The sequence below is a fragment of the Pantanalinema sp. genome (genome assembly GCA_036704125.1).
In the GTDB taxonomy this organism is placed as follows: domain Bacteria; phylum Cyanobacteriota; class Sericytochromatia; order S15B-MN24; family UBA4093; genus JAGIBK01.
Genome location: DATNQI010000087.1, coordinates 1 through 25,522 on the forward strand (window position 1 = coordinate 1; position 25,522 = coordinate 25,522).

The following is a 25,522-nucleotide window of genomic DNA, read 5'->3' on the forward strand; positions in this document are numbered from 1 at the left end:
GGGGTGGGCTACCTCCTGCTGGACCGGCTCGTGGCCGTCCTGGCGTCTTACTTCTTTCACCGCACGGATCCGACACGCAAGGAGATGCCATGAAGTTCCTGAAGCTGGCCTGGCGAAACCTCTCGCGCAAGCGCCGTCAAACCTTTCAGAACGCCTTCGGCCTGGTGATCGGGCTTGCCGTGTCCTTCCTGATGATGGGCTACATGGACGGCCTGCTGGGCGGCAGCCTCGATCACATGGTCCGGACCCAGTCGGGCCACCTCAAGATCCAGGCCAGGGGCTACCAGGACGAGGCCCGGGCGATGCCCCTGGCCCTCGCATTGACGGACGAGGCCGCCGTGACGGCCGTGCTGCGCAAGCATCCGGAAGTTTCGGCCAGCGCGCCACGCCTGCGCTTCGCCTGCATGATCCGCAGCGGCGCTCGCTCCTTCGGGGTTCTCGGGCAGGGGATCGACCCCGCCCGGGAAGAGACCATGGGCGTCCTGAAGCGCCAGGACGTGATGGGACGGATGCCGGTCGGACCCGCCGAGGTCCTGCTGGGGCAGAAGCTGGCCGAGGACCTCAAGACCCGCCTGGGACGCAGCGTCACCGTCGCCGCGAGCGACGCTGACGGCCAGATGAAGCTGCGGGACTACCGCGTGGTCGGCATCTTCCGCACCGGGCTTCCGAGCCTGGACGCGAGTGTCGCTTACTTCGGCCTCGCGGACGCGCAGGGCCTGCTCGCGATGCCCGAGCGCGTGAGCGAGATCGGGGTCCTGCTGCACCGCAAGGAGCAGGTCGCGGCGCTCGCCGGGGCCCTGGGAGCGGAGCTTCCGCCCAAGCGCGGCTACGAGGTCCTCACCTGGGAGGACCTCAACCGGGAGCTGCTCGAGCCCATCCGGCGGATGCAGCATCTTCCCAAGTTGGTGGCCCTGGTGATGCTCTTGAGCCTCGTCCCGTCGATCATGAACACCTTGATCATGAGCGTCTCCGAGCGCTTCCGTGAGATCGGGGCCATGCGGGCCATGGGGATGCGCCCGGGCGAAGTGATCGGGCTGTTCCTGGTCGAGGGCCTTTTCCTCGGGCTCATCGGCAGCACCCTGGGGGCCCTCATCGGCGGCGGACTCACCTACTATCTCTCGATCAAGGGGATTCCCAACCCCGGTTTCGGGATGGGCGGCCCCGTCGGCAACCTCCCCACCCTGTATCCGACCTTCAGCCCGGGGCTGCTCGCGCTGTTCGTCGCGGCGGGCGTCATCGGCTCGGTCGTGGCGTACTACTTCCCCGCCCGCATGGCAGCGGGGCTCGATCCCATCAAGGCCCTTCGTTCCAACTGAGGAGGATCCGCATGCCCCCCGTCGTTGAACTGGATCGCGTCACCAAGACCTATCGGATGGGCGCCAACGTCGTCACGGCGCTGGACTCCGTCTGCCTGAGCATCGAGAAGGGCGAGTTCGTGGCGCTCGTCGGCAGTTCAGGCAGCGGCAAGAGCACGCTGCTGAACCTGATCGGAGGCCTGGACCACCCGACCTCAGGCAAGCTGCGCCTGGCAGGCAGGGAGATCGGCAAGAAGAGCGAGCCGGAGCTGACCGAGTTCCGGCGCCGCCACCTGGGCTTCGTCTTCCAGACCTTCAACCTGATCCCGATGCTCAACGCCTGGGAGAATGTCGCCTTCCCCCTCGAGCTGCGCGACGTCCCCGCCGCCGAGGCCAGGCAACGCGCCCTCGAGATGCTCGCCAAGGTCGGCCTGTCGGATCATGCAGGGCATCGCCCGGACGAGCTTTCGGGCGGCCAGCAGCAGCGCGTGGCGATCGCGCGGGCCCTGGTGGCCAGGCCGAGCCTGGTGCTCGCCGACGAGCCCACGGCCAACCTGGACTCGCGCACGGGCGCCGAGCTCGTCTCCCTGATGCGCCGCCTCAACGAGGAGCAAGGCATCACCTTCGTCTTCGCGACCCACGACCCGGGGATCATGGAGCAGGCGCGGCGGGTGGTCCGGATCGCGGACGGCCGGCTCGATGCCGCGCCTGCTCTCGCTTGACGGTGAAGATTGATTGCGACTTGCCCTGGAGATGAGACAGCGCTCGCGGATGAGGCCTAAACTGGAGGCGTCCTGAATCGCGAGAGGAGCGCCCCGTCACCTTGTCACAAGCCCTCAGGCGAGCCGTTCCGCTCGCGCAACTGATCCTGGCGACCCTCTGCTGGGGCGGCGTCTTCAGCACCGGCAAGTTGCTGGCGCCTCACCTGCCCCCCTTCACCGTCACCTTCGCCCGTTACGGCGGGGCGGCCCTGCTCCTCTTGCCGCTCGCCGCCGGCGAGTTCCGGACGCTCAGGCGCCAGGACCTCCCGATGCTGATCCTGGTCGGCCTCTTCAGCAGCACCCTCTTCAACGCTTGCCTGTTCGCCGGCCTGCGCTTCGCCCCGGCGGGGGACGCGGTCCTGGCGCCCGCGGCCACCCCGATCCTGCTCGCCTTGATCGCGACCGTCTTCATGGGGGTGCGGCACGGTCGCGCCAAGCTCGCGGCCCTGGGGGTCTCGGGGGCGGGCCTGGTCATGCTCTTCCTCGCCTCGGCGGGTGACCGATCCGGCGCGTCGCGCCTCGTCGGCGACGGGATGATCCTGCTGGCCGCCGCCTTCTGGAGTTGCTACTTGCTCTTCTCCGCCCGCTTCGCGGGCCGCTACTCGCCGCGCATGCTCACCGCGGTGACGGCGCTGGCCGGTGCGGTCTCGAGCCTACCGTTCGCTGCGTGGGAGGGGGGCTTCACGAAGTTCGCCACCCTGCCGCCCGTGGGCTGGGGGGTCGTGGGCTACCTGTCCCTGCTGGGGACGGTGGTGGCCTTCCTGCTGTGGAGCGAGGGTCTCCAGCGGGTGGGAGCGGCGAAGGCCGCCCACTTCATGAACCTGGTCCCGGTCTGGATCCTGCTCGGGGCCGTGGGCCTGTTGCACGAGCGCCTCGGGCCGTTGCAGTGGGCCGGCATGGCGGCGCTGCTCGCGGGCCTGTGGGGAGCGAGCCTGGCCGAGGGCAAGGCCAAGCCAGCCCGCCGCGAGGAGCCGGCCCCCGAGCCCTTCGCCGCCGAGCCGCCGCGCGCCGAGCTGAGCGGCAGCGCCCGCTGAAAAAGCCCCCGGATCGCGCGCGATCCGGGGGCTTTTTCCTGGGGGAGAGGCTTACTTGCCGCCTTCCTTGAGGATCCAGTCGACCATGGCGTTGAGGTCGCCGGCCGAGAGCGCGGGGTGGGGGGTCATGGCCATGGTGCCCCAGTTGCCCGATCCGCCCTTCTTGATCTTGTCGGCGAGCATGGCGGGGGCCTTCTTGTTGCCCTTGTACTTCTTGGCGACCGCCTCGTAGCTGGGGCCGAGCTTCTTGGGCTCAGAGTTCTTGAAGGTGTGGCAGGCGATGCAGTCGCCCTTCTTGATCAGGTCGAGGCCCTTGCCGGCGGCGTGGGCGCTGGGGGCGACGGTCGCCGTCAGGGCGATCGCCGCGGCGATGATGGCGATGGTACGTGCCAAGGGTGAATCTCCTTGTTGAGAAGAATGGGGGGCAAGGGAGCTTCAAGACGACAGCTTCCCTGCTCCATTATAAGCCAGCGGGCTGCGGAAGTGGCGCCTTATCGAAGGGTGACGTCGCCGCTGATGGTCGAGCAGGTGAGCGCGGCGGTGCCGCTGTGGAGCTTGCCCTTGATGTGGCGCTTGGCGAAGATGGTCTCGCTCAGGTCCAGCTTCATCTCCAGGTCGCCCGAGCGGGTCGAGGCGTCCACGTAGCCCATCGAGCCGGGCAAGAGGCGCACGTCGATGTCGCCCGAGGTGGTGCTCGCGCTCATGGCGAAGGCGGCCTCGAGCTCGGCCTCGATGTCGCCGCTGATGCTCTTGAGCTTGATGTCGCCCGACAGCTTGCCGTCCAGGTCGATGTCGCCGCTGACGGTGCTCGCGCTGCCCGAGAGCCAGGCCTTGCGCAGGACGATGTCGCCGCTGATGGCCCGGGCGTCCATGTGGCCGGCGCAGTCGGTGGCGGTAAGCTCGCCGCTGACGGTGTTGAGCGAGAGGTTGCCCTCGATCCCCTGGGTCTGGATGTCCCCCGAGACGGTCTTGAGGTTGCCGTGGCCCGAGAAGCGCAGGCCGTCGGCGTACAGGTCGCCGCTGATGCTCGCGGCCTGGGGGACCAGGTGGCGGGGCAGGCGGCATTCGAAGTCGTAGCGGTGGCGCATCATCAGGGCGCCGATGGGGTGGCTCTGAGAGAGCGAGGCCGGGGGCGTGAGCTTCAGCTGGGCGCCCTCGCGCCGCAGCGAGACGGGGTGCTCGGCGAAGAAGGCCTGGGCGGCCTCGACGGTGGCACCCGGGATGTGCGCCACCACCTTGACGGCCACGTCCTCGCGGTCCTCGCCGATCAGCCGGATGGTGCCGTGGGTGTTCTGCACGTCGAAGCCCGCAAGGTCCGCCGTCTCGTTGAATTCGAGGGTCTCTTCGAAGGTGTGGGTGGGCTGCAGGTGGCTCTCGATCATGCCGAGGCCCTGGTTGAGCAGCCCCGACAGGACGTCGACCACCCGGCTGACGCCCTTGCCCACCTTGGGCAGGTGCTCGGTGGCGATCTGCTCGGGAAGGCGATCGAGGACCTTGTTGACCTGCTCGAAGGCCGGGGCCAGCTGGTGGGCGATGGACATGGGCGCCTCGGGCGCGGCGGAAGAAGTGCTCGCAGGCTGTGCGGCGGGCGCGGACTGGCCGAGGGCGGCAAGCAAGGTCGCCGCCTCGGTGGCGTTGATCTTGCCCTCCTCGAGCATGGTCAGGACCTTCATGCGTTCGTCGTTCATGGATTCAAATCCTCTAGCTTCGCGATCGCCTCGGCCGCGCTGAGCTCCCCGCGCTCCAAGGAGGCGAGGATCTCGGAACGATTCGGCGAAGCGCTCGGGGGGGTGGTCGGAGTGGTGCGCCCGAGGGCCTCGATGGCGCTCTCCAGGCGGTTGCGGACGGTGGGGTAGCTGACCCCGAGGGCCTTCTCGACCTCGCGGATGTTGCCGCGGCAGGTGACGAAGGTGACGATGAACTCCTGCAGGTCCGAGGGGAGCTGGGCCAGGAGGGGCAGGCCGAACGTGCCGCGGATGCTGGTGTCGCAGCCGGGGCAGGCCAGCTCGGTCACGCGCAGGGCGTCGGAGCACACGGGACAGCGGGAAGGGAACTGGTTCAATTTCATGCTTGAGAATTTAAAGCATGAAATTGAAAAAGTAAAGACCCGTGATCGATCGCAGCAAAAAGCAGGGGCGCCGATGACGGCGCCCCTGCTTTTTCGGGAAGTAGCCTACTCGATGTACTCGCGCAGGCGCTTGTTGCGGTTGGGGTGGCGCAGCTTGCGCAGGGCCTTGGCCTCGATCTGGCGGATGCGCTCGCGGGTGACGCCGAACTGCTGGCCGACCTCCTCGAGGGTGCGGCTGCGGCCGTCGTCCAGGCCGAAGCGCAGGCGCAGGACGTCGCGCTCGCGCGAGCTGAGGGTGCTCAGCACGTCGTTGATGTCCTCGCGCAACAGCTCGTGGGTCACGGCGTTGACCGGGGCCTCGGTCTCGCGGTCCTCGATGAAGTCGCCGAGGCGGGAGTCCTCTTCCTTGCCGATGGGGGTCTCGAGGGAGATGGGCTCCTGGGCGACCTTGATGATCTCGCGGAGCTTCTCGACGGTGACCTCCATCTCCTTGGCGATCTCCTCCTCGCTGGGCTTGCGGCCCAGGTCCTGCGCCAGCTTGCGCGAGACCTTCTTGAGGCGATTGATCGTCTCGACCATGTGCACCGGGATGCGGATGGTGCGGGCCTGGTCGGCGATCGCGCGGGTGATGGCCTGGCGGATCCACCATGTGGCGTAGGTCGAGAACTTGAAGCCCTTCTCGTGGTCGAACTTCTCGACCGCGCGGATCAGACCCAGGTTCCCCTCCTGGATCAGGTCCAGGAAGAGCATGCCGCGCCCGACGTACTTCTTGGCGATCGAGACCACCAGGCGCAAGTTGGCCTCGGCGAGCTTGCGCTTGGCGCGCTCGTTGCCGGCGGCGATCTTGCGGGCGAGCTCGATCTCCTGGGCGGGGCTCAAAAGGGGGATCGAGCCGATCTCGCGCAGGTACATGCGGACGGGATCGTCGGTCGAGACCCCCTTGGGGATCGAGAGATCGAGCGTCGGCTCGTCGCCTTGCTCGCTCGGCTCCTCCGAGGGCTCGAGGCCTTGATCCATGAGATCTTCGGCTTCGTCGTGGGGTTCTTCCGGTTCGGGGAAGACCTCCAGGATGTCGTCCACGGTCGCGTGGCTCTTGTCCTTGAGGCTTTCCGTCTTGTTGGCCAAGTTATTCATCTCCGTAGGTCCACCCTCACCGTCGACAAAGGATAGGGATGGTCACAAGGCAGCGGCTGGTTCCCGGATGGTGCGCCCATTTCTGGTTACCCCATCTTGTGGGTCGGCAACACGCTACCACTGCGCGATTTTAAGTCTTCCTTGCGCGTGAGCGCATGCTTGTACTGCCGCAAAACTTCGTTGATTTCGTCCGGGGGAGCGCTTTCGCGGATCGCCGCTTCCAGGAGCTCCTTGCAGGTGTCGTGCTCCTGGGTCCAGAAGCTGATCGCGATGGTGTGGATGATCGAGGTCGCAGCCTGCTCCACGTCGTGCCATTTCTCCGAGTCCGCGCCGAAGGCGAGGCGGGAAATGAACCCCTGTTCTTGTTCCCCAGTGTATTCGGTAAGTAACGCCTCCCAGCTCAATTCCTTGTCGGCCGGCCAGGCTTCGATCGTCTCTCTGAGCCATTGGCAGTCCTCGTCGGTGAAGGGGATGCCCGCCAAGTGCTCGGAGACGTCCTGTCGGACGGTGTTATGTTCGACCATCAGGGTCAAGAGATCCGCTTCGGCCTGACGGAAACCGTTCCGTTTTGCCAGGGGGGTGCCGGTCGACCTGCGGGGTGCTCTATTATGCCGGAACTCTTTCCCGATTTCCAGTGAGAGGGCATCCCGGCTGACGTCGAGGCGCTTGGCGAGCTGGGCGTAGAACTCGTCGCGCAAGACGGCGCTCGAGACCCGGCCGAGGATCTTCTTGCACGCCTGGACGGCGGCCTCCTTGCCCTCGGGGGTGTCGAGGCTCCCCTCGGCCCCCTCGATGGCGCGGTCGAGCTGGTACTGGATGAGGGTGGTGGCGCCCTCGACCAGCTCCTCGAAGGCCTCGGCGCCGTGGCTCCTGAGGAACTCGTCGGGATCCTTGCCCTGGGGGATGCGCAGCACGCGCACGTCCAGCATCGCCGAGCCCGCCACCTCCTCGAGGGTCGCGATCCCGCGGTCGGTCGCGGCCTGGCCGGCCTTGTCCGCGTCGTAGGAGACCACCACCCGCTTGGAGTAGCGCAGGAGGCTCTTGGCCTGGGGCGGCGTCAGGGCCGTGCCCAGCACGCCCACCGCCTCGGTGAAGCCCGCGCGGTGCGCCGCGATCACGTCCATGTACCCCTCCATGAGGAGGGCGCGGTCCTTGCGCTTGATCCCCTCCTTGGCGATGGGCAGGGCATAGAGGTGGCGGCCCTTGTGGTAGAGGGGCGTGTCGGGGCTGTTGAGGTACTTGGGCTCGTCGCCCGGGTGGATGGCGCGGGCGCCGAAGGCGATCACCTGCCCCAGATCCCCGGTGATCGGGAAGATGACCCGCCCCCGGAAGTAGTCGTAGAAGCCGTTCCCTTCTCGACGCGCCCGGACCAGCCCCGCGTCCTCCTGGACCTTGGCGCTGACGCCCTGGTGGGTGAGGTGGCGGTGCAGGGCGTCCCACTCGCGCGGGGCGTAGCCCAGGCCGAACCTCTCCTGCAACTCGGCGTTTACCCCGCGCTGGGCCAGGTAGGCCCGGGCGTCCTCTCCCGCCGGATCCTCGGCGAGGGTGCGCCGGTAGAAGGCTGCTGCCAGCTCGTTGGCGTGTCTCAGCAGCTTGCGCTCGTCGGCCATGGGGTCCGACTCGGCCACGGCGATGCCGTAGCGCTCGGCGAGCACCTTGAGGGCGTCGCGGAAGCCGAGGTTCTGCTGCTTCATCACGAAGGCGAAGACGTCGCCGCCCTCGCCGCACCCGAAGCAGCGGAAGATGCGCTTCTCCGGGTTGACGTTGAAGGAGGGGGTCTTCTCGCCGTGGAAGGGGCACAGGCCCGTGTAGTTGCGGCCCGATCGCTTGAGCACGACGCTCTCGCCGATGATCTCGAGGATGTCGGCGCGATCGCGCACGAGCTCGACCGGATCGAGCCCTCCGGGAAAGTCCTTGCTCATGGGGCGCTACTGCGATCCGTTCTTGCCGAAGATGGTCCAGGGCCTGGGGATGAAGATCTCCTCGTAGATGCGCAGGGCGTAGCGATCGGTCATGCCGGCCACGTAGTCGACCACGTGCTGGGTGTGGTTCTGGGGGTCGTAGGCCTCGCCCCACACGGCGCTCATCCTGGCGGGCTGCTCCATGAAGTGCGTGAACAGGTCGGTGACCAGCCGCCGGGCCTTGCCCTCCTCGGCCTTGGCCTCGGAGCCCAGGTAGACCTTCTGGAACATGAAGATGCGCAGCTCGGTCTGGATGTCCCACATCTCGGGGCTCATCCGGATCGTGTCCTGGCCGAAGCTCGAGACCACCAGGTCGTGGATCATGGCGCCGATGCGCTGGGCGTGGCTGGTGCCCAGCGCCCGGTAGCGCGCGGGAAGGTCCTCGAAGCGCAGGATCCCGGCGCGGATCGCGTCGTCCACGTCGTGGTTGAGGTAGGCCACCCGGTCGGCGATCTTCACGATCTGGCCCTCGAGGGTGTAGGGGGTCTCGACGCCGGTGTGCCAGCGGATGCCGTTGCGCACCTCATCGGTGAGGTTGAGGTTCATCAGCACGTCCGCGACCCGCAGGCTCTGGGCGTTGTGCTGGAAGCCGCCCGGCACGCAGCGCGCCAGGGCGTGCTCGCCGGTGTGGCCGAAGGCCGGGTGCCCCAGGTCGTGGCCCATGCAGATGGCCTCGATCAGGTCCTCGTTGAGGCGAAGGGCCCGCCCGATGGAGCGCGACACCTGCGACACCTCGAGGGTGTGGGTCAGCCGGGTGCGGTAGTGGTCGCCGTCCGGCGAGATGAAGACCTGGGTCTTGTGCTTGAGGCGGCGGAAGGCCTTGCAGTGGACGATGCGATCGCGATCGCGCTGGAAGTCCGTCCGGTAGGGGCACGGCGTCTCGGGCTTCTGGCGGCCGCGGGTCCTTGCGGCCTGGGCGGCTTTGGGCGAGAGGTAGGCGGCCTCGAAGGCCTCCTGCTGCTCGCGCATGTAGAGGCCGGGCACTTGCGGAGCGGTCGGATCGATCATGGCGCTTCTTCCGGTGGGTTCGTACTCGGGGGCTGCCTACGATTGTCCCACCCTCAGGCGATCGCAGCAAGGTCCGGCCCGCCGGGGTGGCTCAGACCGCGGCGGGCTCCGGGAGATCGGCCGAGACCAGGGCGGGCTTGGCGTCGTCGAAGCCGCCGTCCACCCGGCTGATCACGCAGGCCGCGAGGCTGTTGCCGATGACGTTGACCACCGTGCGGCCCATGTCCATGAAGCGATCGACGCCCGCGATCAGGGCGAGGCCCTCGACCGGCAGGCCGGTGCTCGACAGGGTCGCGGCCAGCACGACGAACGACACCCCCGGCACCCCCGCGATCCCCTTCGAGGTCAGCATCAGCACCAGCACGATCGACACGAGGTGGCCGAAGCTCAGGTGCAGGCCGTAGACCTGGGCGATGAAGGCGACCGCGAGGCCCTGGTAGAGGCTCGAGCCGTCCAGGTTGAAGGTGTAGCCGGTCGGGATCACGAAGGAGACGATCCCCTTGGGGCAGCCGAAGCGCTCCAGCTTCTGCATGATGCGGGGCAGCACCGTCTCCGAGGAGGCCGTCGAGAAGGCGAGCAGCATCTCGGGCCCGAGCATGCGAAGCAGGCGGAAGAAGGGGATCCTGGCCGACCATGCGATCGCGCCGAGCACCACCAGCACGAAGAAGGCCATGGTGACGTAGAGGGTGCCGACCAGCTTGCCCAGGGGGACGAGGACCCCGATCCCGTACTTGCCGATGGTGGCCGCGACCAGGCCGAAGACGCCGATAGGGGCGACCTTCATGACCATGTTGGTGAGCCTGAACATGGCGTCGGAGACCCCGTGAAGGAAGTCCACCACCGGCCGCCCGACGGCCCCCGCGCCCGCGAGGGCCACCCCGAAGAGCACCGAGAAGAAGATGATGGGCAACAGCTCGCCCTGCGCTGCCGACTGCAGGATGTTGGTCGGGATGATGTGAAGCAGCATCTGGATCGAGTCGTGGTGCTGGGCCGTGTACTGCGAGACGTCGGTCCTGGCGAGCCCCTCGATCGAGACCCCGTGGCCGGGCCTGAACAGGTAGGCCGACCCCACCCCGAGGACGATGGCCACCGTGGTGACGACCTCGAAGTAGAGCAGCGAGAGGCCACCGAGCTTGCCGACCCGCTTGAGGTCGCCGACCCCTGCCACGCCCAGGATCACCGTCGAGAAGACGATGGGCACGACGATCATCTTGATCATGCGGATGAAGGCGTCGCCCAGAGGCTGGACGCTCATCCCGGCCTGGGGCAGGAAGTGACCGAAGAGGGCACCGAGGATCAATCCCAGCAGGATCTGGACGGCGAGGCCCGGCAGCTTGAGCTTCATGGCGGTCGGGGGGCTCCTATCAATTAACAGGGAAGGGACCCCGACAAGATAGCGTCCCCGTCCAGCCCTGTCAACGCGCGGGCTCTGCTATGATTGGTCCCATGACAAGCACATCCTCTCTCGGCCGCCCCACCGACCTTCCCTGCCCCGCCTGCGGCGCCGCGATGCGCACCCAGCCCTACACCCGCGAAAAGGCCCTCGTCTGGTGCGCCGCCTGCGGCTGGAACCTCACGGGCAGCGCCAAGTTCCTGCGCTCCTCGAACCTTGGCGAGTTCGGCCGTGCCGCCTGGTTGCTGCCCCTGGCGGTGCCGGTGGCCCTCCTCTTCCACCGCCTGGACCCCTTTCTCGCCTACGGCCTCGATCTGCTGCTCGTGATCGGGGTCTTCGCCCCGGCCCTGATCCGCAGCCAGGGCAACCTGAACCTGGCGCGGACCTTCGAGGCCATGGCCGAAAAGCGGCCTTTTTCGCCGCGCGCCGCCGGCTGGCGCCCCGAGCCGGAGCTCGCGGCGGAGCCCCCGCGCCCGGCGGGCCTCAGGGGCACCACCGAGCCGATCAAGGGGCTCTTGATCCTGCTTCGCGTCTTGTGGTCGGCGCTGTTCGTCTCGGGGCTCTTGGCCCTGACGCCGCTTGCTCGCCTGGTGGGCCCCCGCGTGCAGGTCGTCGCCCTCGTGGTGCTCGCGCTCTGCATCCTGCCCTTGATCGGTTCGATCCTCGTCCTGGGGCTGGCGTTGCTGCGCGATCGGCACCTGGCGGCCTCGGGTCACGTGTGCGAGGGGGCGATCGCCCTGCAGGCGACCCACCTGCGCCGGGTGGGCAGCAGCGAGTGGACCCTCGTCTCGCGCTACCGCTACCGCTTCACCGACCCCCACGGCACCCCCCGCGACGGGGCGGCCCGCGAGGAGGGCCGGGCCACGGTCGAGGGCGCCGCCGTCACCGTGCTCGACTCGCCGCGCGACCCGCGCCTGCACGCGAGCTACCCCGCCTGCCTCTACCGGGCGGCCGAAGAGCGGGCGTCGGTGGGCGCCGCAACGAAGGCGTAACCCTGCGGCAAGAGAGAACCCATGCCTGCATGGTATAATGGAGCCTCTGAAACAGCATCTAACAACGCCAGGCATGTGTCATGCTTGGCCGCTGTGAGCGGCTTGATGGAACAGCTTTGTTAGACGCTTCAAGGAGGTGTTCTTGCGTAAACTCGCCGTCCTGAGCGTGCTGCTCATCGGGATCGCCCTGCCCGCCACCGCCGCGAGCCAGGCCCCCGCGCTCGCCAAGAACGATCCGGTCGTGCGCTTCATCTCCTCGCAGTACGGTCGCGCCAAGGCCGAGCGCTTCGCGCCGATCATCCACGCCAAGGCGACCAAGTACGGCCACGACCCGCTGCTCATCGCCCGCCTGATCAAGCTGGAGAGCGACTTCGACCCCCGCGAGCGCACCGGCGACGCCATGGGCCTGATGCAGATCCGCAGGGGACACGCCCGCCACGGCGAGGACCTCTACGACCCGACGACCAACCTCGAGTTCGGGTGCCGGATCCTCGCCGAGTACACCCGCGAGTTCAAGGGCGACAAGCACAAGGGCCTCTCCGCCTACCTGCACGGCCCCATCTACGTGGCCAGCCGCGGCGTGCGGCGCACCGGCTACAGCCGCCGCCTGCTGGGGGAATGAGCGAATCCTTCGACGCGCCCGGGGCCAAGCTCCGGGCGATCGACTTCAGCCCCCGCACCCTTGGCCTGCTGAGGCCCCTTAGCGCGCCCCTCACCTACCTGGGCCTGCGCGTGGCCGGGCGCGACGTGCCGGTCTACGCCTTCTTCGATCACACCTGCCGCGCGATCGCCTACCCGATGCGCTTCGCCGTCACCACCTGCCGCGACTGGCGCGGGGGGCAGCTCACCTACGACAAGCACCTGGGCACCGACTTCGTGGTGCCCGTGGGCACCCCCGTCACCGCCGCCGCCGCGGGGGTGGTGCGCTGCGCGAGGAGCGAGAGCGTGGGGGGGCGCTACCTGTGGATCGACCACGGGGGCGGCTACTCCACCGTCTACCAGCACCTGAGCGAGGCGCTCGTCCGTGAGGGGCAGAAGGTGGCGCGCGGGGAGCTCGTCGCGCGCTCGGGCGCTTCCGGCCTCGCCATCGAGAGCTTCTTCCCCCTGGTGCCGCCCCACCTGCACTTCGCGCTCTTCGTCGACGGGGTGCCCGCCGATCCCTTTCCCGGCGAGGGGTCGCCGGGCTTTTGGGAGGAAGCGACGGATCCGCGCCCTTACGACTTCGGCTCCGAGCTGGATCTTGCCCTGCCCTACGACGGGATCGCCAAGCGCGACCTGCTCGCGGCCTTCGCCGAGGATCCGCTGCTTGCGACCAACTTCATCCCGCCCCTCACGGCGCTTGCGCCCGAACACTTCAGCCACGGCGGCGACTGGCGCGAGCTCGTTGAGCGGCCGCGCCTGGCCTTGAGCCTGCCTTTTCGGGCCGAGGACGTCTCTCGTCTCGTCTTCAAGTGATAACGATTCAACATTAATAGGTCAAGGTGCGGCTTTTCGCGCAAGATCGATCCCGAGAGGGGCGATAGACCTATTAAGTAAGGATTAAATCTTTGTCATGGGACGATGAAAAGAGAGGTTATCGAGATGAAGCAGGTTCGCTTGGCCCTTATCGCGATGCTGGCGTTCGGCGCTCTGGCCGGCTGCGGCATTCCCTCGGGCTCGCCTCTCTCGGTGGCCGAGAGCGTCGATGCGGAAGCGGATCGCGCCTACTCGATCATCGACATGCAGGGCATCGGCCCGGTGTACGCCGCCAAGCTCAAGGAGGCCGGCCTCTCCACCACCTCCAAGTTCCTCGATGCGACCAAGACCCGCAAGGACCGCCAGGTGCTTTCCGAGAAGACCGGCATCTCGTACAAGCTGGTCCTGCGCTGGACGCGCAAGGCCGACCTGATGCGGATCTCCGGCGTCGGCGTCAAGCAGGCCGATCTGCTCGAGGCCTGCGGCGTGGCCTCGGTCAAGGAGCTGGCGCAGCGCAACGCCAAGAACCTGACCGAGCGCGTCTGGGCGGCCAACAACGTCGCCCAGCCCTTCGTCAAGGGCGGCACCCCCACCGAGACGCGCATCACCGCCTGGATCGCGGCGGCCAAGACGATCGCCCAGCAGGTCGACGACGAGCAGCCCTAATCGAAGGCGAAGGCTCTTTAGCCCGAGGCACCCCCGATCGGGGGTGCCTTTTTTCTATTGAGATTAGATTGTGACGATGTTGCGTTTTTTTTTCAAAATAGGACGAAAGTCCCAACTAATATCGAGCAAGAGAGGGTATCAATGCGGAGGGCCGCTCGAGGCCGCCCGATTCGAACGAGCCGCCGCGTCGCTTTTTCACGAGTGGAGAGCTTGCATGTCAGAACCTAAGAGCCGCCGAGAGGCGGGACGGAACGTGGGTAGGATGGGCGGCCCGGCCTTTGTGGGCCTCGCCTTGACCCTCGCCCTGACCGGCTGCCCCCAGGCCATGGGCTCCCTGTCCGGCCTGACGGGAACGCCCGGATCGACCACCGACCAGAAAACGGGTCCGGTCACGGTCAAGGTTTCCCCGCTGCAGGCCGAGGTTCCCCTCACGCTCGCGGCCCCCGCGCTCCAGCAGGCCGCGGGCCTCCAGCAAGCCGCGGGCCTCCAGCAGGCCGCGGGCCTGCAGCAGGCCGCGGGGTACCGGGTCCAGGCCGAGGATTCGGCCTACAGCGAGGCGCCGGTGCCCAACTCGGTGGTGATCGCGCTCTGCACCACGGGCGGCCAGCAGATCGTCGGCACCACCGACGCGCAGGGCCGGGTGCGCCTCAAGCTCGACCTCAACAAGGTCTACTACATCACCGCCCCCTTCGTGGATTCGCTCGGGGCCTACCGCGAGTTCCGCACGATCATCAAGGTCGGCAAGGAGCAGAAGGACAACCCCCCCGTCCAGCAGGTCAACTTCGCCTCGACCGTGGTCACGGCCGCCATCACGGCGAAGAGCGGCGGGGATTTCCGGAACCTCAAGTCGATCGACGTCAAAGAGGTCCAGAAGGCGGTCGACGCCACCCAGACGATCATCAGGGCCAAGGCCGAGATCCTGGCCTCCATCCTGCTGGACACCAACGCGGGGAGCGCGGTGTCGGTCGACCTGGCCCTCAAGACGATCGCCATGGCCCGGCAGAGCGATCCGGCCCTCGCCAACGTCCCCAGCCCGATGGATGCGGTCGAGGAGGCCCACCAGAGCCACGACGACACCGTGAGCCTCAAGGCCTCCGGCGAGGAGGAGACGGTCACGGTGACCCTGAAGGACGGCGAGGACGCGGCCAAGGTGGCTCAGGAGCAGCTCGTGGCCGCCACCCCGGCTCCGACCCCGACCCCGAAGGCGACCCCGACCCCGGTCGCCACCCCGACCCCCACCATGCCGACCGTCTCGAGCTTCGAGTTCGAGCCGGGCATCCCCACCCAGGTCTTCCTGCCGCTCGTGGTGAACGGGACGCCCGTCGCCGACCCCGCCTATCCCGGGGCCGCGATCATGAAGACCCGGACCGTCCTGTCCGACCAGACGGCGATCGCGGCGGCAAAGTGGTCCATCGCCGCGGGTGACCAGGGAGGCAAGATCTCGGTCGGCGCCGGCATCCTGCGCATCGATCCGGCGGCCGGCCCCGGCTACGTCAACGTCAAGGCGGAGCCCATCCTGCCCTCCGCCTTCTCCTTGGTCATGCCGATCCAGCTCCTGGCGACTCCCGAGCGCGTGACCTCGGTTCAGACCGCCCTGCCGGCGGGGGTCCCGAGCCTCACGGTGCCCGCCGACTTCACCGTGCCCGGCGACAACAACCTGAACGGCACGACCTCCGTCAAGCTGAACACCCGCATGGTGTGGAACGACCGCCACGAGTCGACGCTGTCGGGCGCCTCGAGCCACCTGAAGTGGACCACCACGACCCCGAACCTGGTGTCGGTCGACGCGGACGGGACGGTCCGCGCCCTGCCCAACAGCGGGGGCGGCACGGCCGTGGTGAAGGTCACGGCCACCTTCCCCGTTGCTCCGACCAACCGGCTGGTCGCCACGCCCTCCGCGACCGTCCAGATCCCGATTTTCCGCAAGTCCGAGACGCCGATCGAGATCATCTTCCCCTCGTTGTAGTGGCAAGGAGTCCGCAGGTGAGATTGAAGAAATACCTTCGCTGGGAGCTCGTGCTGGCGCTGAGCTTGGTGGGCTGTACCGCCGCGATCCCCAACCGCCTCGGGAGCCAGCCCGAAGCCCCCGGGGCCGAGACCGCGCTCCCTGGCGCGCCGGTCGCGCGGGGCGGCAACCTCTACTTCCAGATCCGCTGGCCCGCCCGCGCGCCTCTGAGCACGCAGGCGGCCCAGTTCGACCCCGACGCCGTCAAGGTCCTCATCAAGAAGGCCGACGGCACCGAGATCCAGTCCCAGGTCCTGATCCGGCCCACCGACGGGACCTTCGAGCGGACCGCGAAATTCACCCTCGATCCGGCCCTGAAACAGGTCGACGTCTTCGCCGAGGCCTACGGGGCGGACAAGCTGCTGGCCAAGGGCAAGCACCTGGCGGTCCCGATCCGCGACAACACCTCGACCCCCGTGGCGATCGCCCTCGACCTGGTCGATCAGGGCGGCGGCCCGTCGGGTCTCGACTTGCGGCTGGCTCGCGAGCTGGAGATGCTGTACAGCCTCCCCCAGCTGGCCGCGCGCTATTCCAACCTCGCGGGGTACGAGCAGTCGGCCGAGATGCAGGAGCTGAAGGCGGCCATCGAGGCGACGATCGCCCGGGTGTTCCCGGACCACCGGGACGACAGGTCCGCCTCGCCGGCGCCCGACGCGACGTTCAAGCCTTTGTCGTACCGGGTCCAGAGCCTCGAGAACCCGACGTTCCGGCTCGTCGACGCGCCGTTCCAGGCCGTCGACCTCGTGGACGGCGCCCCGAGCGCCATGTACTGGCCGGGCTTCCAGGGGGCCTACGCCTTCAGTGGCGGCCAGACGGGCCTGCACGCCCTGGACTTCAAGGTGACCCCGACCGGGCAGGACCTGACGACGGCGAACCTTGCCGGCGAGCTCGAGGCCGATGCCTGGGTCCCCGAGCCTGGTCTCACCCAGATCGCCAAGGGCTACGAGGCCGGCGCCTCGGAACTGAGCACGCGCTCGATCGTGTTGCTGGGGGGCATGCGCCCCGACTACCGGACCGTGAGGCGGGCCAAGCTGCACGCGGACGTCGCGCCCCAGGGCCTCGCCTCCAAGGGCGGCGCGCTGGACCTCGAGCTGGACCAGGTCCGGGACGTCTCGAGCACGGCCTTCTTCCAGTTCCTCCAGTCCAAGGTCCAGTCGCCCCTTCCGACCAGCAACTGGCCGTCGCACGCGGCGATCGTCGCCCATACGCCGACGATCGCGGCCACGGCCGACATCAAGGCCGCTGACGACTTCCTGGGTGGCCAGCTGAAGTCGAACTGGCGCCTGCGGGACAAGGACGGCCAGCCGGGCTACTACGACCTGGCGCTGAGCGTCCAGGAGCGCCTGGGCACCGTGAACGGCAAGCCGGAGATCGCCGGGGCGGACGTGGCTTTCGCCCTGGACGACGTGGCGCTCGGCCTGCGCCTGAAGGGCATCGCCCACGTGGAGACCTCCCCGCCGAAGGTGAACGTCCAGGCCAGCTTCGTCGACATCACCTCCAACCTGGTCCTGGGGACCCTCAACTACGACTTGCCCATCGACGGTCTCGGCCGCGTGGACTTCAGCCGCCTGGCCTCCTGGCCTGTGCTGACGGTCGCCGACCCGACGAAGCCGGATGCCACGAAGACGTCCTACCGCCTGACGCCGGGCTTCTTCTCCGGCGACACGAACGGCATGATCAAGGTCGAGGTGCGATAGGTGAAAGCCATGAAGCAAACGCATTTCCACAAGTTGGCCCTCCTGGCCCTTTCGGTGGCGATCGCGGGGTGCGCGCTCCCGAGCTCCCTGGGCGGCCTCGGGACCCCCTCCCGGGTCGACGCGGTCCGGCCCGCGACCGGGACCGGCACCGTGGAGCTCCACCTCCACTGGCCCGGCCGGCGCGCGGGTTACGCGGCCCAGGCCATCCCCGACCGGGCGGCCTACGCGGTGGTGACCCTCACCGAGGCCTCGGGGTCGGTCCACACCGTCACCCTCGAGCGCTCGGCCGCGGGCACCCCCGAGCCCGGCTCCTCGCCTGGCCCCACCCCTGGGCCCGACTCCTCGCCGAGCCCGGCGCCGAACCCCCCGAAGGATGAGCAGGGCGGCTCGCCCGTGCTGGGAGGCTCCAGCTGGAGCCTCGCCGAGCAGGAGAACGTCACCCTCAAGGCCGAGCTGTTCGACCGCGCGGGCCAGCCGGTCGGCCAGGTCACCAAGACGGTGGACGTCATCGCGGGCTATCACTCCGTCGTCGCGATGGACATCCTGGTCGAGGGGGCCCCGAGGCTCACGACGGTGAACCCGACGGCCTTCAAGATCGGAGACCGGATCGTCCTGGACGGCCAGAACTTCGGGTTGTCCCACCCTGACTGGTCGCCCGCCAGGGTCTACCTGGAGAGCGAGGGCACCTACGCGTGGGGCTCGGCCTTCGGGCCCAACTCCAACCAGTACCGCAACATGGTCTACCTGCCCCCCTCCAGCGTGACGGTTGCCTCCGACTCCCAGATCGTGGTCACCATCCCCGCCACCATGGACAACGGCTGGCACTTCGTCGATTCCCTCTGGAACTACTTCCACGGGAGCGGCCCCCAGCAGCTGTACCTCGGGGTCACGGTGGACGGCGTCAACTCGAACCGGGTGCCCGTCTCCATCCCCAGGGGGACCTCGGCGGCGGTCGGTGTGACCGTGGAGCAGGGTGGCGAGGCGCCGACCCGTGCGGCGGCGACGGCCTCGGTCGACCTGAGCGTGGCCCCCTACGGGATCCCCACGGCGAGCGGGTCGAAGTGGGTCTACGAGATCGTCGACTCCTACGGGGACCAGGGTAGCAGCCCGCCTCACTCGATGACCGTGCAGCTCACGGGTGACAACGGCGATGCCCTCGTCTCGTCCGGCGAGCAGGGTTACCAGGGCCAGGGCTGGACCACCAACGTGCGTTGGGATTGGCAGTGGGGTGTCCTGCGGCAGCTCGCGGCACCCGCGGCCCAGGGGATCCAGGTCCTGCCCGATCAGGTGGTGGCCGCCCCCGGTGGGAATCAGATGAACGCCAAGCACCTTTTCTACACCATGCAGGGCGGCCCGGACGGCACCACGGTGCGCGACGTCTGGATCGTGCCGGGGATCGGTCCCGTCCGCATCCGCGAGGTCAGCCTCTACATGAACCAGGATCCCGCGAACGCGGGCAAGGGCATGGCGCGCCAGACGCGCGAGTACCGCCTGGTCGCCTTCGAGCCGCCCACGAGCCCCTCGCCGGCACGTCAATAGGGAGAGTGAGACCCATGCGCATGCAGAATCGTTCCCTCGTCGTGGCGACGCTCGCCCTCTCCCTTGCAACCCTGAGCGGTTGCGCCGCGCTTCCCGGAAGCCTCTTCGCCGGGCGGCCCGAGGCCGGCGCGACGGCCCGCGAGACGAGCAGCCTGAAGGTGCTCGTCGACTCGGGCGCCTACCAGACCCAGGGGGTGGACCTGTCGGCGATCGCCATCCACGTCAGCCTGGAGTTCCCGTACCAGTCCGACTCGGCCCCCCTGACCCTCGACGTCCAGAGCGGGGTGCCCGCGGTGTTCAAGGACCTGGCGCCCGGTCACGCCCGGATCACCGTCTCGGCCCTGAACGTGGTGACCAACCAGGTCGTCGACACCCAGTCGCGGTGGATCGACCTGCTGCCCGGCGTCCAGGCGGCGGCCCAGTTCGCCCTGACCGTGGGCGGCTCCACCGCGGCCGACGTCGGCTTCACCTTCGGCCCGGACACCCGGGACTACCGCACCTTCGACCAGAACGACGGCCTCGATCCGGAGTTCCGGGCCGGGGCCGGGAACGGCCAGCCCAGCGGCGAGCGCCGGGTGATGCCGTTCCTGCTGGTGACCCCCGAGGGCACGACCCCGCTGGTCTTCACCGCCGACCGGGATCACCTCGAGCGTCAGATCGGGAACCAGCCTTCGGTGAGCTACCCGTCCAGCAGCTGGTATCAGCTGCCGGCCCATGCCGAGCGGATCGACTCCGAGCCCTTCATGGGGCACGACAAGGTTCGGCACTTCCGCTGGTCGAACACTCTCGAGATCGCCGGCCAGAGCCACTTCTACACCTTCGATCGATGGGTGACCCCCTTCGACGGGACGATCAAGGAGACGCTCACCGAGAACGGCGCGGTCATCTCGACCCTCTCGCGGGCTCCCATCCAGATCGCCGGGATGCTGCTCAGGAACGGGGCCCCGCTGACCATGCCCTTCCCGGTCGGCCTCAGGCGCTGGGACGGCTCGGCCTCCGTGCCGGTGCCCGCCGGCACCACGCGGGACCCTCAGGGCACCAGCCTGTTCTTTGGCCTCATGCCCGGCAGCTACCAGATGGTCTACGACGCCTCGATGGGCTACCAGGACCCCTCGCTCGCCGCCCTCGTCGTGTCCGAGCCGGTGCAGGTCGGCGAGGCCGGCCCGGTGCCCCTGAGCCTCGACCTGGGCTGGGACCTCTTCCCTACCATCGGCGGTCCGAGCGCGAAGCACGACTTCACCCCCGGGGTGGACGCCTTCGGCTTCGCTCCGAAGGCCGGCGCGCCCAACGCCGAGTACCAGGTGATGGTCGCCTCGGCTTCCTACTCCCCGGACGGCCCGCCGATCTTCCAGCCGGTCTGGAGCTCCGCCTGGGGGCCCGCCGGGGGTGTCGACTGGAACGGGCAAGCGGGCCAGGAGGCTCCCGATCGCGTCGGAACCGACGTGCCGCCCGGGGAGTACGCCTATCTGGTCAAGTTCCGCAAGCAGGGGACGGCCTTCGGGGGCGCGGGCTACTACGGCCAGAGCCAGTGGCAACCGTTCCGCCTCACGCCCGTGCAGCCTTAAAGGATGGGAAGGAAGCGCATGAAACTTTCGAAGCTTTTCGTCTCGGCTGCGGCCCTCTCGCTGGCGATCGCCGGTTGCGCGGTGATCCCGGTGACCCCCGACGCCCCCGGGGTCGCGACCGCCCCGCAGACGGCCCCGGCCCTTTCCCTCAAGATCGACTGGGGGCGTCGCGTCCAGGCGGTGGCGAGCGACGTGGCAGGCGCGACCGTCAGCCTCACGGTCGCGGACCGGACCTTCGTGGCCCAGGCGACCCCCTCGATCGCCCCTGCGCCGGTCGCGTCGCCCACGCCTTCCTTCGATGGGCCCCCGCCGCCGCCGAGCGAACCCCCCATCCTGGATGCGGTCGACTTCTCCAGGCAGACGGGTTCGGAGCTGGTCCCGGGTGACGCGAGGGTCCGCGTCGAGGCTTACGACAAGGATGGACGGGTGATCGGCGTCGGCGACGCCGTGGTGCCGCTGCTGGTCGGGCGCCGGAGCTACGTTCAGGTCCACGTGAAGCTGGACAGCACGGGGCGTTCGGACTACATGCCCCTCACGCCGCTGGGGCCGCAGCCGTCCCCCGGCTGGGTCCCCTCCCCCGAGCCGGCTCCGTAAGCGGCTCGTCCTCCAGGCTGAAAGGCGCCCCCTGATGGGGGCGCCTTTCAGCCTGGGTAGGGGGCTCGTCGCCCCACCCGTAATAAGGGCGGCTTACTTCGGGTAATAGGATAATGGTCCCTCGCTTGCTGCCATCGAGCCGAGCGAGATGCTGTCCCATGCCCTGGAGAACCGACATGCCGGAACCGAAGTCCTCGCGCCTCGCGCTCGCCCGTCGCGCCGCCGTGCCCCTCGCCCTTGCCCTCTCGCTTGCCGGCTGCCCCCAGTCCGGGATGGACTGGCAGAAGACGGGCACCACTCAGCCCCCGGCCAGCAACCTGGTGACCGTCGCCTCCCTCGCAACCGTCGCTCCCATCCGGGTGACCGCGCCCTCGCTGCAGCAAGCGGCGGGCCTCCAGCAGGCGGCGGGCTTGCAGCAGGCAGCGGGCTTGCAGCAGGCGGCAGGGTTGCAGCAGGCGGCGGGCTACTTCGCGCAGGCCGGCTACCGCATCCAGGAGGGTGAGAACTTCTACGCCGAGGTGCCGGTGCCGGGGGCCGAGGTCATCGCCTATCCCGCCGCCGGCGGCGAGCCGGTCGTCGGCCGAACCGACGACCAGGGCTCCGTCCGGCTCAAGCTGGACGTCAACAAGGTCTACACCATCGTCGCCAGGTTCAAGGACGCCACGGGCCAGGACCGACAGTTCAAGGCCATCACCAAGGTCGGCAAGGACCAGGTGGACAAGCCCGAGCAAGAGAAGGCCCAGCTCAAGCTGGACCTGGCCACCACTCTGGTCGCCGAGACGGTCGCGCACGCCCAGGGCGGCAACCTGAAGACCGTCGACGTGGCCAAGGTCGCCGAGGCTGTCGCCGCGACCAAGACCGTGCTCGAGGCGAAGCCCGAGGCCCTCGTCGAGGTCCTCCTCAACACCGACACCACCAAGCTCGACGAGGTGCAGCAGGCCCTCAAGCGGATCTCGTTCGTGCAGCAGACGACCGACGCGCTCAAGGCCTTGCGCGATGCGGCGGATGCGCTGGCGGCGGCGCAGACCAGCTTCGATCCCTCGGTCAACACCCGCAAGGGCGGCGAGCAGGAGCCCGCCGAGCCGACGGCGACCCCCACCCCGACGCCGCCTTCGGGCATCACCCCGATCCCGGTCAAGGCCCCGACGGCGCTCAAGGTCTTCGAGGCGGCCTCGATGTTCCCGACCAAGGTCTACATCCCCTTCAGGGTCGATGGCGAGGACGTCAGCGACCCCGCCGCCTTCCCGACGGCCCTGCTCCTCAAGGCGAACGCCAAGCTCACGGACGACACCGTCTTCGAGCCGGCCTGGTCGCCTGTGACCGAGAAGGCGGGCGTCAAGGTCGTGGGCAGCCTGCTCGTCGTCTCCTCGAACGCGACGCCCGGCTCGATCACGCTGCGGGCCTCGCACGGGGACCGCTCCTTCCAGGTCGGGCCCCTCGAGGTCCTGAGCACCCCGGTGCGGGTCAAGAAGGTCTCGCTCTCGGTGTCGCAACTGGAGCTGGTCGTGCCGCCCGAAGGGGACCTGCCGCCGGGGGCAACGCTCATCGGCGCCTCGACCGCCTCGATCGGGCTCAACCTCGAGATGAACAACAAGACGACCTCCACCGACTTCGGCCTGGTGGCGTGGTATGCCTCGCCCTCGGCGCACGTGCGGGTCGATGCGCCTAATCGCCAGCTGCGCGTCTTGCCGGGGGCGCCGGTCGGCCCCTACGACATCTACGCGCTCGCGGCCACGGACAGCGCCACGGTGTCGGCCAAGGTCCAAGTCCAGGTCGTGCGCAAGAGCCGGCTTGGCGCCGAGATTCAGTAGCGGAGGATGTCAGACGTGAGAATGAAGCGAATCCTTCGCTGGGAACTTCTGCTCGCCATGAGCTTGGCCGGTTGCACGACGGTCGCGCCGAATCGCCTCGGCTTGCCCCCGGCTGCCACGAGCGAGGCGTCCGATACTTCGGCGATCGCACCCGCCCCTCACACCAGCGGCTTGATGCTCACCATTCGCTGGCCCGAGCGGAAGGGTCTCGCGACCCAGGCCATCCCGGAGGCCACCGAGAAGATCGTGGTGACCATCCGGGATGCGAACGGCGCCAAGGTAGGCGAGAAAACGGCGAATCGACCGGCCGCCGGTCAGCCGAACACCCCGAGCGCCCTCACCTTCGATCTGAACCCCTCGCTCGGAACGCTCACCCTCGAGGCGGTCGCCTACAGCAAGACGAACGAACGACTGGCGGAGGGCCGGAAGACGGATATCCGCCTGCTGGACAGCGTGGCTTTCAGCGTGTCGATCACGCTGACGGATTTGAACGCCGCCGAACTGATGATCGACGTCGGGGTGAATCCGGGCCCCTTCGCGCCTTCGCGCGAGGCGGGGGATTATTACGTGGAGCTCGAGGATCGCTACCTCACGGGCGGCAACGAGGCCTCGGGCAGCCAGTGGGTCTATCGCGTGCGCGAATCCGGGCAGCCGGACAAGATCCAGACCATTCGCCTGATCTGGGAGAATTTCGCCGAGAGCTGGTACGGGGGCGCGGAGATCCTGGAAGGGGGCGAGGTCCTGGATGAGACGAACCTCCGCTGGGGGGATTCCCTCTACGCCTTCATGATCGCCCTGGAGGGGCCGGTTTACCAGCTCGCGCCCGACCCCGCCCTGCCGGAGGTGATCCGCTACGGCTGTACCACTCGTCGCCCGTATTACCCCCTTGGTGAGCAGGATCCCTGGGCGGGGGCTCGGCGTGAGGTCTGGTTCAAGCCCGGCGTCGGCGTGATCAAGGTCCGGGATGTCCGCCTCAGAGCGACCCCCAACGGGCCGGCACGCGAGACGCGCGAGATGGAACTCTTGTCTGCGTCTCTGCCCGTGCTCTCCGCGGTGCCCGGCAGCGCTTCGAACGCCTAGCGCCGCCGAGGATCCGTCGAAATGAAGAGGTTCATCATGTGGAATCGATTATTCGCACTGGTGGCGCTATCGCTGTCGCTCGCCGGTTGCTCGGGCATGGGCGGGATGCCCTGGCCGGCGGGTGAACCCCTGCGTCAGGAGCAAGGCGTCCAGCTCGGGAGTCTCAAGGTCCGCGTCCAGGGCACGTATCGCGCACAGACGCTCGATGCGGCCACCATCCGCGTGCTGCTCGAAGCCTTCGAGGGCAATGGGGCGGCACCGCGCACCCAGGAGCAAACCCTGTCGGCGGCGGGTGAGGCGCGTTTCACCGGGCTGAAGCCCGGCCAGGCGCGGTTGACGGTCTCGCTTGCGAGAGGGGGACGCACCCTCGATCAGCAAATCAAGGCTTTCAACATCCAACCCGGTGACAACGCGTTCTCCTTCGTCTTGCAGGACGGGACGAGCGCCCTTGATCTCGACCTGGGTAACGCCAGGGTTCGCCTCAAGGACGTTCGTTCCGAGCCGGGGTTCGAGGCCATGCCCTCGCTTGGGATCGAGGAGAGGTGGGTGTTCGAACAGACCCTCGCGAACGATGCGACGCGGTCGGTCACCTACTGGAACGACAGTGGCATCCTGCGCTACAAGCTCGATGAAGGCTACTGGCAACAGCCCGGCAGCGAGGCGGGCGAAGAGGAGGATCCCCTTACCACCGTGCCGGATCATGCCGCCGTCGCGCCCTCCGAGGTTCCTGCCTGGCCGGCGAATGTTCGCACCTGGACCTGGGAAAACGATTACCCAGATCCCTGGGATTCCGAGCAAGTGCGCACGTATCGCTTCAAGCGCTGGTACTCCCCGACGCACGGCCTGCTGCGCGAGGATATCTATGAAGCCCGCGGCGGGGAGCTCGTCTTCGTTTCGCGCATGACGCTGAAGGGGTGGTAGCCATGGCACACAAGCAACGGTTCTCGTCCCGGGGCGTGGGATGCGCGGCGGCGATCGCCCTTCTCGCCGCAGGGTGCGCCGCGACGCCCACCGGCTCCTCGAATGTCCCGGCCGTGACCCCGAAGGCCTCGCTCGCCCTGCGCTTCGCCGCGCCGCGTCGGATCCAAGCGCAAATCTTCGAGGCGACGGGGGCGACCGTCAGCATCACGATTCCGGGGAAGCCCTCGATCACGGTGCCGATCGCGGTGGACGTGATGGCCGAGGAGTTCGACGGGGCGATCGACGACCTGCCGGAAGGGGATGCGACGGTGCGCATCGACCTCTACCGTGGGCAGGACTTCATCGGAACGGGCGAGGCGCTCGTCCCGTTGATTCTCGGGCAGCGGAGCAACGCCTACATCCAGCTCTGGATGGACAGCCGGGGTCGTACGGACTTCATTCCGCTGAGCCCGCTGCCGCCGCACCCCCCGGAACCTTGGCCGCCCGAGGAACAACCGGAAGTCCCGCCCCCTTCGGAAAATCCGCCCGGTTAGCTTGGTCCTC

23 protein-coding genes are annotated in these 25,522 nt (G+C 68.4%); 16 read left to right on the plus strand and 7 right to left on the minus strand.

Going from position 1 to position 25,522, the window contains the following annotated elements:
• The first annotated feature begins 89 nt into the window (after nt 1-89).
• The 3 genes from V6D00_13790 (at nt 90) to V6D00_13800 (ending at nt 3,090) form a co-directional block, all read left to right on the plus strand.
• On the plus strand, nt 90-1,316 hold the full coding sequence (locus V6D00_13790; protein ID HEY9900240.1) for an FtsX-like permease family protein: 1,227 nt from the start codon (nt 90-92) through the stop codon (nt 1,314-1,316).
• An 11-nt stretch (nt 1,317-1,327) separates the two neighbouring features.
• On the plus strand, nt 1,328-2,017 hold the full coding sequence (locus tag V6D00_13795) for an ABC transporter ATP-binding protein (protein ID HEY9900241.1): 690 nt from the start codon (nt 1,328-1,330) through the stop codon (nt 2,015-2,017).
• A gap of 101 nt (nt 2,018-2,118) precedes the next feature.
• Nucleotides 2,119-3,090, plus strand: a complete 972-nt coding sequence (locus V6D00_13800) for an EamA family transporter (protein ID HEY9900242.1) — start codon at nt 2,119-2,121, stop codon at nt 3,088-3,090.
• Nucleotides 3,091-3,141: 51 nt separating this feature from the next.
• Here the strand turns inward: V6D00_13800 and V6D00_13805 are convergent, their stop codons facing one another.
• The 7 genes from V6D00_13805 to V6D00_13835 all read right to left on the minus strand — a co-directional run bounded on the left by V6D00_13805 (nt 3,142) and on the right by V6D00_13835 (nt 10,606).
• The gene (locus tag V6D00_13805; protein HEY9900243.1) at nt 3,142-3,483 is read right to left on the minus strand and encodes a c-type cytochrome; all 342 of its coding nucleotides are present in this window, start codon (nt 3,481-3,483) and stop codon (nt 3,142-3,144) included.
• A gap of 98 nt (nt 3,484-3,581) precedes the next feature.
• On the minus strand, nt 3,582-4,778 hold the full coding sequence (locus V6D00_13810; protein HEY9900244.1) for a DUF4097 family beta strand repeat-containing protein: 1,197 nt from the start codon (nt 4,776-4,778) through the stop codon (nt 3,582-3,584).
• Nucleotides 4,775-5,158, minus strand: a complete 384-nt coding sequence (locus V6D00_13815) for a DUF2089 domain-containing protein (protein HEY9900245.1) — start codon at nt 5,156-5,158, stop codon at nt 4,775-4,777. Before V6D00_13815 ends, V6D00_13810 begins: the two co-directional genes overlap by 4 nt.
• A 105-nt stretch (nt 5,159-5,263) precedes the next feature.
• On the minus strand, nt 5,264-6,283 hold the full coding sequence (gene rpoD, locus V6D00_13820) for an RNA polymerase sigma factor RpoD (protein HEY9900246.1): 1,020 nt from the start codon (nt 6,281-6,283) through the stop codon (nt 5,264-5,266).
• Between the two features lie 95 nt (nt 6,284-6,378).
• Nucleotides 6,379-8,214: a DNA primase gene (dnaG, locus tag V6D00_13825; protein HEY9900247.1), complete on the minus strand. Its 1,836-nt coding sequence runs from the start codon at nt 8,212-8,214 to the stop codon at nt 6,379-6,381.
• A 6-nt stretch (nt 8,215-8,220) separates the two neighbouring features.
• Entirely contained in the window at nt 8,221-9,261 is a 1,041-nt protein-coding gene (locus V6D00_13830) for a deoxyguanosinetriphosphate triphosphohydrolase (protein ID HEY9900248.1), read from the minus strand.
• A 91-nt stretch (nt 9,262-9,352) separates the two neighbouring features.
• A complete protein-coding gene (locus tag V6D00_13835; GenBank protein ID HEY9900249.1) occupies nt 9,353-10,606 on the minus strand; it encodes a cation:dicarboxylase symporter family transporter in 1,254 nt (417 codons plus the stop codon).
• Between the two features lie 101 nt (nt 10,607-10,707).
• On the opposite strand from V6D00_13835, the gene V6D00_13840 reads away from it, so the two are divergent.
• The 13 genes from V6D00_13840 (at nt 10,708) to V6D00_13900 (ending at nt 25,512) form a co-directional block, all read left to right on the plus strand.
• A complete protein-coding gene (locus V6D00_13840; protein ID HEY9900250.1) occupies nt 10,708-11,646 on the plus strand; it encodes a hypothetical protein in 939 nt (312 codons plus the stop codon).
• 142 nt (nt 11,647-11,788) lie between these two features.
• Nucleotides 11,789-12,268 (plus strand): transglycosylase SLT domain-containing protein, encoded by a 480-nt coding sequence (locus V6D00_13845; protein ID HEY9900251.1) that lies wholly within the window; start codon nt 11,789-11,791, stop codon nt 12,266-12,268.
• Nucleotides 12,265-13,101: a M23 family metallopeptidase gene (locus tag V6D00_13850; GenBank protein ID HEY9900252.1), complete on the plus strand. Its 837-nt coding sequence runs from the start codon at nt 12,265-12,267 to the stop codon at nt 13,099-13,101. The genes V6D00_13845 and V6D00_13850 overlap by 4 nt, the downstream gene beginning before the upstream one ends.
• Before the next feature lie 126 nt (nt 13,102-13,227).
• Nucleotides 13,228-13,767 (plus strand): DUF4332 domain-containing protein, encoded by a 540-nt coding sequence (locus V6D00_13855; GenBank protein HEY9900253.1) that lies wholly within the window; start codon nt 13,228-13,230, stop codon nt 13,765-13,767.
• Nucleotides 13,768-13,981: 214 nt separating this feature from the next.
• Nucleotides 13,982-15,733, plus strand: coding sequence for a hypothetical protein (locus tag V6D00_13860; protein HEY9900254.1), 1,752 nt, complete (start codon nt 13,982-13,984; stop codon nt 15,731-15,733).
• A 17-nt stretch (nt 15,734-15,750) separates the two neighbouring features.
• Nucleotides 15,751-17,469, plus strand: a complete 1,719-nt coding sequence (locus tag V6D00_13865; GenBank protein ID HEY9900255.1) for a hypothetical protein — start codon at nt 15,751-15,753, stop codon at nt 17,467-17,469.
• Nucleotides 17,470-17,478: 9 nt separating this feature from the next.
• Nucleotides 17,479-19,008 (plus strand): hypothetical protein, encoded by a 1,530-nt coding sequence (locus tag V6D00_13870; protein ID HEY9900256.1) that lies wholly within the window; start codon nt 17,479-17,481, stop codon nt 19,006-19,008.
• A 20-nt stretch (nt 19,009-19,028) separates the two neighbouring features.
• Nucleotides 19,029-20,573, plus strand: a complete 1,545-nt coding sequence (locus V6D00_13875) for a hypothetical protein (protein ID HEY9900257.1) — start codon at nt 19,029-19,031, stop codon at nt 20,571-20,573.
• Nucleotides 20,574-20,591: 18 nt separating this feature from the next.
• Nucleotides 20,592-21,167, plus strand: a complete 576-nt coding sequence (locus V6D00_13880; protein HEY9900258.1) for a hypothetical protein — start codon at nt 20,592-20,594, stop codon at nt 21,165-21,167.
• 176 nt (nt 21,168-21,343) lie between these two features.
• On the plus strand, nt 21,344-22,978 hold the full coding sequence (locus tag V6D00_13885) for a hypothetical protein (protein HEY9900259.1): 1,635 nt from the start codon (nt 21,344-21,346) through the stop codon (nt 22,976-22,978).
• A 21-nt stretch (nt 22,979-22,999) separates the two neighbouring features.
• Nucleotides 23,000-24,058: a hypothetical protein gene (locus tag V6D00_13890; GenBank protein HEY9900260.1), complete on the plus strand. Its 1,059-nt coding sequence runs from the start codon at nt 23,000-23,002 to the stop codon at nt 24,056-24,058.
• Nucleotides 24,059-24,079: 21 nt separating this feature from the next.
• A complete protein-coding gene (locus V6D00_13895) occupies nt 24,080-24,979 on the plus strand; it encodes a hypothetical protein (protein ID HEY9900261.1) in 900 nt (299 codons plus the stop codon).
• A 2-nt stretch (nt 24,980-24,981) separates the two neighbouring features.
• Nucleotides 24,982-25,512 (plus strand): hypothetical protein, encoded by a 531-nt coding sequence (locus V6D00_13900; GenBank protein HEY9900262.1) that lies wholly within the window; start codon nt 24,982-24,984, stop codon nt 25,510-25,512.
• Nucleotides 25,513-25,522: the final 10 nt, after the last annotated feature.